The sequence below is a fragment of the Flavobacterium psychrophilum DSM 3660 = ATCC 49418 genome, assembly GCF_002217405.1.
In the GTDB taxonomy this organism is placed as follows: Bacteria; Bacteroidota; Bacteroidia; order Flavobacteriales; family Flavobacteriaceae; genus Flavobacterium; species Flavobacterium psychrophilum.
Window position 1 is genome coordinate 1 of sequence record NZ_MUHE01000069.1, and the last position, 9247, is coordinate 9247.

The following is a 9247-nucleotide window of genomic DNA, read 5'->3' on the forward strand; positions in this document are numbered from 1 at the left end:
AACTTTAAATGGTATAACATAATTTTTAGCGATAAGTCATTTTTTTTTATGGGTTTAATGCAGTGGTGCTAATTTGTGTAATTTGGGGTTAAAAAAAAAGCTTGTTGCAAGTTGCGGCGCGTTATGTACTAAAATTATTTATGAAAAAAATTATCTTGCTATTGGTTGTTTTATTTTCGGGTCAAATTTTTTCGCAAATAAAAGGGCGTGTTACAGACCATAAGGATTTGGCTTTGCCACTGGTTACTATTTTTATCGAAAATTCGTATAATAATACCTCATCGAACGAGAAAGGGTTTTATGAATTGAATGTGCAAAAAGCAGGAAAATACGTAGTTGTTTTTCAGTATTTAGGTTTCAAAACCAGAAAAATTTCGGTTACCATTGATGCGTTTCCGTATGAGTTAAACACAAAACTAATCGAAGAAAATTTTGCTATACACGAAGTAGCTTTAAGCAATAAAGAAGATCTGGCCAAGCAAATTATGCGCAGCGCTATTGCTTCAAAAAAAGAAAACTCGGCAAGCATGGCAAGATACAATGCCCGTTTTTATTCTCGAGGACTCATGCGGATAAAAGAGGCACCTAAGAAAATTTTAGGGCAAAAAATAGGTAATTTTGATGGTGCTTTAGATTCTACCCGAACCGGAATTTTGTACTTATCGGAAACGGTTTCTAAATTAAATTTTCAGAAACCAAATAAGATGAAGGAAACCATAATCGCATCTAAAGTAAGCGGAAAAGATAACGGTTTTAGTTTTAATAATGCTGCGAGTGTCGATTTCGATTTTTATGAAAATTATTTGCCTTTCGATATTAATGTAATTTCGCCACTTAGCGACAATGCTTTCAATTATTATAAATTTAAAATAGAAGGCAGTTTTTATACCCAAGACAAGCAGCAAATAAATAAAATAAAAATTATTCCCCGCCGCGATACAGAGCCAGTTATAGAAGGACATATTTATATTGTAGATGATTCGTGGGCAATTTATGCAGTAGATGTAAACCTAAAAGGTTACCGACTGCAAACCCCTTTTTTAAATAATCTAGTTTTAAAACAAAATTTTAGTTACAATAAAACCGATAATATTTGGGTAAAAAACACACAAAGTATCGATTTTTCTGCGGGCATATTGGGAATAAATATGTCTGGCCGATTTACTTATGTATATAGTGATTTTGATTTTGAACCCAAATTCGACAAAAAAACATTTACCCACGAGGTGCTTACTTTCGAAAAAGATTCGAACAAAAAAGACACCGTTTTCTGGAACTCCGTTCGGCCAATTCCGTTAACTACCGAAGAAAGTAACGATTATGTAAAGAAAGATAGTATTCAAACCTTAAGAAAATCGAAAACCTATCTAGACTCGATAGACAAGAAAGAAAACAAGTTTCATATACTACAACTCTTGTCAGGGTATCATTTTAAAAATTCGCAAACAAATACGTCTTTAGGATATGATGGTTTTCTTCAATCTTTTCAGTTTAATACCGTGCAAGGTTATAGGCTTCAAACGGGTTTTTCGTACAATAATAAAAACAAAGACGAAAGAACATATACCAACTTGGGGATTGGTTTTGATTATGGTTTTGCAGAAAATAAACTTAGGATAAAAGGCACTTTTTCTAAAAAAATAAGCAACCATAACAATGCTTTGTTCGATTTTTCTGCAGGAAGCGAAGCCACACAGTTTAACCAAAACAAACCCATATCCGAGATTGTAAATACTATAAGCACCTTATTTTTTAAAGACAATTATACGAAATTGTTCGACAATAATTTTGTAAAGCTAAGTTACAGTCAAGAGATTGCAAATGGTTTTTCGGTTTACACTAATTTCGATTATTCTGAAAGAAAACCATTGTTTAATACTACAAATTATACCTTTATACAAAACGACGATTTATATACTTCTAACCATCCGTTATTGCCCTCAGATAATTTAACGCCAGCCATTGTAAAACATAATTTGGCAAAAGGAAAAATTACAGGAAAAGTAAGTTTCGGACAAGAATACTGGACCCGACCTGACGGAAAATTTAACATCCCAAACGACAAATACCCAGTTCTTTATTTTACTTACGAAAAAGGATTTGCGGGAAGTAAAAACAGGTATAATTTCGATTATCTAGAGGCAAAAGTTACGCAGGATTTTACGTTGGGCAACAAAGGAAAATTAAGTACAAATGTAAGCACAGGAAAATTCTTTAACGCAAACAATATTGCCTTTGTAGATTACAAACATTTTGCAGGAAACCAAACTAGAATAGGACAATTAGAGAGTTACCTGAATGTTTTTAACCTAATGCCATATTATGCAAATAGTACCAATAATGCTTTTTTTGAAGCCCATTTAGAATATAATGACAAAGGTTTTTTGGTTAATAAAATTCCGTTATTTAATAAATTAAAATCGAATTTAATTTTAGGGTATCATAATCTTTCGGTTTCTAGCAAGTTGCCTTATCATGAGTTTTCTGCGGGATTAGATAATTTAGGTTTTGGAAAATTTAAAATTTTCAGATTAGATTATGTTCGTTCCTATCAGAATGGTTTTCAGACCGATGGTGTAATTTTTGGATTCAAAATTTCCGATTAAGTTGCACACAAAAGCACGATTTTTTTAAGAAAACAGTTGCCTGTAATTAATTTTCAGAAGCACTGTGCCTAACGGTACCAAGTTGTTCTTTCGAACACGAATTACACAAATTTTCAAATATTTTATACGCTTTATTATAAGGAATCTGTAAATAATTTTATCGTTTTAGGATTAGTTGCGTAGCGTTAAATTGTTTAATCAGTTTTTTAAAAAATAATACCAATTATACATACAAGTCAATCAAATGAATTATTTTTACACAAAAACAAGAAAAACAAACCGTTTTTGCTAAATTAATGATATAATGAATAAGATTCACGTTTATTTTATGCCAGGTTTGGCAGCTAGTTCTTCTATTTTCGAAAATATAAAACTACCTCAAGATGTTTTCGAGATTCATTTGCTAGACTGGATAACCCCCGAGAAAACAGAATCCCTAACTGCGTATGCTGCCCGAATGGCAAAATTTGTAAAACACGATAATGCAGTTTTAATAGGGGTTTCTTTTGGGGGTATTTTAGTGCAGGAAATGGCTCAATTTTTAAAAATTAGAAAATTAATTATTATCTCTAGTGTAAAATCTAATAAAGAATTGCCTAGCAGAATGAAAATAGCCAAAACCACCAAAGCATACAAACTAATTCCTACAGGTTTACTTTCTAATGTAGAAGCACTCACAAAATACGCTTTCGGAACTATGGTAAAAGAAAGGGTCGAATTGTATAAAAAATACCTTACCATGAGCGATAAAGTTTATTTAGACTGGGCGATAGAACAAGTTGTGTGCTGGGAACGAACAATTGCAGATAATAAGGTAATACATATTCATGGCGATAACGATAGTGTTTTTCCTTTTCAGAATATTAAAAATTGTATAAATGTAAATGCCGGAACACATATTATGATTATTAATAGGTTCAAGTGGTTTAACGAAAATTTGCCAAGTATCATTTTAAATGATAGATTAAATTAGTTTGTAGGTACAATTAAAACAGCTTAAAATGCTTAGGTGTCTAGCAACATAAAAAATTGCAAAAAAAGAAAAAGAGTTTTACTTCTGTAAAACTCTTTTTTTGTAATACTTATAATAGGAATTTAAATCACTTAAATCAGCTAAAAAAACTACTTTTGCAAAATACAAAAAATCATAGAAAAATAATATGAAAAATTGGAGTTTAGAAGACAATGTAAATGATTGGGTAAAGTCGGAGTTTGCAAGAATAAAACAGAATAAATATACTGTAGAATCGGCAATGTCTGATTATCTCAAAAATGCAATTCAACAAGGTGTACTTATAAAACGCATCGAACTCGAAGAAGCAGGAGAAACCGAAAAAGGCAAATCTTGGAAACCCGATTTTCATTTAGAAACTTTTGATATTCCTGTTTTAATTGAAAACAAATTAGGAGCAAGTAAACTATCGGCTACCAATGGCGATAAAATAAAAAACGATATAAAATCTGTTAAAAACTTTGCTGTAAACGGAGCTATCCATTATGCACAATGTGCCATAATGAGCAAAAAATATAAAGAAGCGATTGCAATCGGAATATCTGGCGACAATCCTACTAACGTAGCCATACAAGTATATTACGTTTTTGGTGCAACTGACGAAACTTATAAATTAGTAGAAACCTACACCACTTTAGACTTTTTAGAATCTAAAAAATCATTTGCCGAATTTTATAAAGAGGCAAATTTGACGGAAGACGAGAAACATAAAATTCTTATTGACTCGCAAGCCAAACTGCAAGAACACGCCAAAAAGCTAAACAAGTTAATGAACAACCACGCAATTACTGCTCCGCAACGTGTATTGTATATTTCGGGTATGCTTTTGGCAATGCAAGAAATTATAATTAATGAAGATGTCGAAAAAGGTTTAGTTCCAGAAGATTTAAAAGGAATAAATCTTGATAATAAACGTGATGGCGACATCATTGTTACACAAATTGAAAACTATCTAAAATTAAAAGAAATTCCGCAAGACAAACTACATCTGATGATGGCGTCTTTTAAGGAAATTAACAAAGACAACGATCGAGATACAAAAACAGATTTAGATGCTATCGTTGGCAATTTGTTACCAGAAGTTTCAAGTGTCAACAAACAAATATTTACTTACGTTCACAAATATATTTTTCAGTCTATCGATGCTATGAGCGGACATATAGACATAATGGGCGAAATGTATTCCGAGTTTTTAAAATATGCTTTAGGCGACGGAAAAGAAATTGGAATTGTCTTAACGCCACCTTATGTTACTAAAATGATGTCACAAATTTTAGAGGTTGACGAAAACTCTAAAGTGATGGATTTAGCCACAGGATCGGCAGGTTTCCTAATTTCTTCAATGGAACTCATGATAGATTGTGCCGAACAAAAATATGGCAAAAACACCACCAAAGCCATCGATAAAATAAAAGAAATCAAAAAAAATCAATTACTTGGGGTAGAACTGAATGCCGAAATGTTTACACTCGCCTCTACCAATATGATTTTGCGTGGCGATGGTTCAAGTAATATCCGTAAAGGTTCCTCATTTAACGAACCATTAAAATTGTACCAAGAATTTCAAGCCGATAAATTATTACTAAACCCACCTTTTAGCTTCAAAGAAAACGGAATGCCATTTATACTTTTTGGTCTGGCTCAAATGCAAATAGGTGGCAAAGCCGCAATTATCATTCAAGATTCAGCAGGAAACGGTCGTGGCGTGGCAAGTTGTAAAGCTATCTTGGGGCAAAACCAATTGTTGGCAAGTATCAAAATGCCTATCGATTTGTTTCAGCCCATGGCAGGCGTGCAAACCTCTATATACGTAATCGAGCATACAGGCAAAAGCCACGATTATAAAAAACAAGTCAAGTTTATCGACTTCCGCAACGATGGTTACAAACGTACCAAACGTGGCATTATCGAACTCGATAACCCAGTACAACGCTACAACGACATCATCGAAATTTATAAAAATGGTGCAACAGCAAACGTTTCCGACACCTTATGGAACCTGAAACAAACCGTTGTAATGAGCGTAATAACCAATGCAGGAAACGATTGGAATTACGACCAATACCAAAAAATAGATACCAAACCAACCTTACAAGATTTCAAAAAAACCGTGGGCGATTACTTGGCTTGGGAAGTGTCTAATATATTAAAACAACAAACCCAAAACGAAAGCCTGGGAAAGTAGATGCCCTACTCAACGAAAAATTACAAAAAGTGGAGTGGGGAGATTTTTATTTAGGTGATTTGTTTGAAATAACCCCAACAAATTATTATCGTTTGCAAAATAGAGAAATCATATCAGCGAACGGAAAAATTCCTTTGATATCAAATTCATCTACTGAAAATGGTATAATGGGGTTTTCTAATTTAACACCTCTTAATAAAGGTAATTCTATTACTTGCTCTGATACTACAATTGGTGCAGATACTATGTTTTACCAAGAAAATGATTTTATTGGTTATTCGCACATACAACATTTAGTGCCAAAATTTAAACCTTTTAATAAAGCAATTGCAAGTATTATTATTTCTGCATGTAGGGTTTCTACTTCCAAGCAATACGATTATGGTAATAAATTTAATCGTGTAGCTATGAATAATACAAAAATTCAACTTCCAACAAAAAAAGGCAAAATAGATTTTGAATTTATGGAAACTTTCGTCGCTGAGCTTTCAGCTCAGCGCGTCGCTGAGCTTTCAGCTCATTTAAAAGTTACAGGACTAAATAATTATATTTTAACAAACGAAGAACAAAAAGTTTTAGAAGATTTTGAAAACATTGATTGGAAAACTTTTAATCTTAAATCTTTATTTGGTAAGTCAACAAGAGGTCAAAGACTAAAAAGCACAGACAGAATTTTGGGTAATTTACCATTTGTAACTGCGGGCGAATTTAATGATGGAATTTCTGCTTTTATAGGAAATGATGTTCACATTTTTTCAGAAAACACTACTACAATTGATATGTTTGGTTCAGCAAAATACCGCAATTACAAATATGGTGGAGATGACCACGTTGCAATAGTTCATACAGAAACTCTACCAAAATTGGCTTCAATATTTGTTACATCTGCAATACATAAAACATCATCTGCCGGACAATTTAGTTATTCACGCAACTTTTATGCAAAAGATGCCGATGAATTAAATATTTCTTTACCAGTAATAAACAACAAACCGAATTACAAATTAATGGAAACTTTTATAACCGCCATTCAAAAACTCGTTATAAAAGAAGTGGTTTTGTATGCCGACAGAAAGATAGAAGCAACTAAACTTGCAACTCAAAACTAAAACAAACGGCTAGCCTTTCGGTTAGCCATTTATTTTAGTTGCAATCGTGTAAGCAAAAATATTTTTTATTATTTTTGGGTTATTACTAATTAAAAACCAAAAAATTATGGCTTCTACCAGCGAAACAGGACACGCAAAAAACGTGGCAAATTTTCAAAACTTAATCGCTTTCGTAACAGGTTACGGCGCAACTTACAACCCCTCTAAAAATACTTTAATGTTACGGCAACTCATAGCATTAAAAGCAGATGCCGACACAAAATTAGCAGATGTAGTAACTAAAAATACAGCATACAATAACAAAGTCAACGAACGTCAAACTGCTTTTGGCGGTTTAAAATCATTAGCTACTCGTTTAGTAAATGCGCTACAAACTACCGAGGCAACAGACCAAGTTATTAAAGAAGCAAAAGGCTTTAATCGTAAAATGCAAGGACAAAGAGCATCGGCAACCGCTACTACTCCAACCAACCCAAACACACCAGTACCAAACACAATCTCGTCAAGTCAGCAATCCTACACACAACAAATACAACATCTTGCAGGATTAATCTCGGTTTTAGAAAGTGAACCAAGCTACACACCAAACGAAACCGATTTACAAATAGCAACATTAGTAGCAAAACAAAACGAGTTAACAACCAAAAATAATGCGGTTGCCACATCATACGCTAACGTAAGTAACTCAAGAATAGCAAGAAACACAACATTATACAGCACCGAAGGAAGTATTTTTGAGGTAGCATCAGAAGTAAAAAAATACATCAAATCAATTTACGGAGCATCAAGCCCAGAATTTGCACAAGTAAAAGGAATAGAGTTTAAAAAACCAAAAACATAATAAAACTAAAAAAAAGTAAATATTGCTACCGCAATTATAAAAATGGCTACCGCTATTTAATAGTCTTGCCACGCAAAGCTATTTATTATAATTGCGGTTGCATTTGTTGTAACCGCAGTTTTATTTATGTGTTCCGGAGTTTCATTTGTTGCAACCGCAAAATAAAATATTGCAACCGCAGTTTTATTTATGCCTTCCGCAGTTTCATTTGTTGCAACCGCAAAATAAAATATAGCAACCGCGGTTTTATTTATGCCTTCCGCAGTTTCATTTATTGCAACCGCAAAATAAAATATAGCAACCGCAGTTTTATTTATGCCTTCCGCATTTATATAAATCTTCTGCCGAACTAATAAATAAAAAATTAGAATCATTGCCTAACAGTTTATATTCATACTTTTACGGCTTACACACAAAATCATGAAAATTAAGAAAAAAACAGGAATTATTTTAGCAGTTGTATTGGTCAGCTCATTTTTAATCTTTTGTAAAACATATAATAAGAATTCGAATATTGGAATAAATAATAACTTCCCAAACGAAATAGATTTTGCTGGCGAGAAAACACCATTGCAAATTTATGATATTAAGGAGCGAATGGATAGGGAGTTGCTTATAAATGAAAACCTACATTCATCTACAATATTAATACTAAAAAGAGCCTATAAAGCATTTCCAATCATCGAACCTATTTTAGCAAAATATGGTGTTCCAGACGACTTTAAATACCTTGCCGTGATAGAAAGCTCTTTGGTTAATGCAGTTTCTGTTGCAGGAGCGCGTGGTGTTTGGCAATTTATGCCAGAAACAGCACGGGAAAAAGGGCTAGAAGTTTCGGAAACTGTTGATGAGCGTTACCATCTCGAAAAATCGACCGAAGCCGCCTGCAAATACTTACTTGCTGCCAAACAAAAATTTGGTTCTTGGACACTTGCCGCAGCATCATATAATGGCGGTATGGCAGGTATTACCAAACAAATAGAATTTCAGGAAGTTAATAATTACTATGATTTATTATTAAACGAGGAAACTTCTAGGTATGTTTTCAGGATTTTAGCATTAAAAGAAATTATGAAAAACCCCGTTTTGCATGGTTTTAGTATCAATAAAGAGGCTTTATATACTAATCTTCTTACTCGAAAAATTCAAGTAGATACTACAATCTCTAACCTTGTAACTTTTGCAAAATTACAAGGAATTAATTATAAGATTTTAAAATACCATAATCCGTGGTTACGGGATAAAAAACTCGACAACCCTACAAAAAAGACATATAATATAGAGATTCCTACCGAAGGTTATAATTAGTTGTTCTTAAAAACAAACAAATTTTGCATTGCATTGAGCATACAATTGATTATGTTTTGTAGTAGTAATATGTTTGTTAGCAAAAAAAAATCCCAAAGCCTTTTTCGCTTTGGGATTTTTTTGCGTTATAAATTATAATTATACCAATTTAGCTTTAAAAACATGGAATATTTATTGAGGATGTTG

7 protein-coding genes are annotated in these 9247 nt (G+C 32.8%); 6 read left to right on the forward strand and 1 reads right to left on the reverse strand.

Annotation, left to right across the window (positions count from 1 at the left end; all coding sequences use genetic code 11):
- The first annotated feature begins 140 nt into the window (after positions 1-140).
- The 5 genes from B0A57_RS11785 (at position 141) to B0A57_RS11805 (ending at position 7753) form a co-directional block, all read left to right on the forward strand.
- Positions 141-2606 carry a DUF5686 and carboxypeptidase regulatory-like domain-containing protein gene (locus tag B0A57_RS11785; protein WP_038467219.1) on the forward strand — a complete coding sequence of 822 codons (2466 nt, stop codon included), beginning with the start codon at positions 141-143 and terminating at the stop codon, positions 2604-2606.
- Between the two features lie 304 nt (positions 2607-2910).
- Positions 2911-3579, forward strand: a complete 669-nt coding sequence (locus B0A57_RS11790; protein ID WP_034098794.1) for an alpha/beta fold hydrolase — start codon at positions 2911-2913, stop codon at positions 3577-3579.
- Between the two features lie 187 nt (positions 3580-3766).
- Positions 3767-5803, forward strand: a complete 2037-nt coding sequence (locus B0A57_RS11795) for an HsdM family class I SAM-dependent methyltransferase (protein WP_038466711.1) — start codon at positions 3767-3769, stop codon at positions 5801-5803.
- 29 nt (positions 5804-5832) lie between these two features.
- Positions 5833-6912 (forward strand): restriction endonuclease subunit S, encoded by a 1080-nt coding sequence (locus tag B0A57_RS11800; protein WP_038466714.1) that lies wholly within the window; start codon positions 5833-5835, stop codon positions 6910-6912.
- A gap of 106 nt (positions 6913-7018) precedes the next feature.
- Entirely contained in the window at positions 7019-7753 is a 735-nt protein-coding gene (locus tag B0A57_RS11805; protein ID WP_051982530.1) for a hypothetical protein, read from the forward strand.
- Positions 7754-7809: 56 nt separating this feature from the next.
- Here the strand turns inward: B0A57_RS11805 and B0A57_RS11810 are convergent, their stop codons facing one another.
- Positions 7810-8127, reverse strand: a complete 318-nt coding sequence (locus B0A57_RS11810; protein WP_038466719.1) for a hypothetical protein — start codon at positions 8125-8127, stop codon at positions 7810-7812.
- Between the two features lie 46 nt (positions 8128-8173).
- Here B0A57_RS11810 and B0A57_RS11815 point away from each other — a divergent pair, with 46 nt between their 5' ends.
- A complete protein-coding gene (locus B0A57_RS11815) occupies positions 8174-9061 on the forward strand; it encodes a lytic transglycosylase domain-containing protein (protein ID WP_034098792.1) in 888 nt (295 codons plus the stop codon).
- Positions 9062-9247 lie beyond the last annotated feature (186 nt).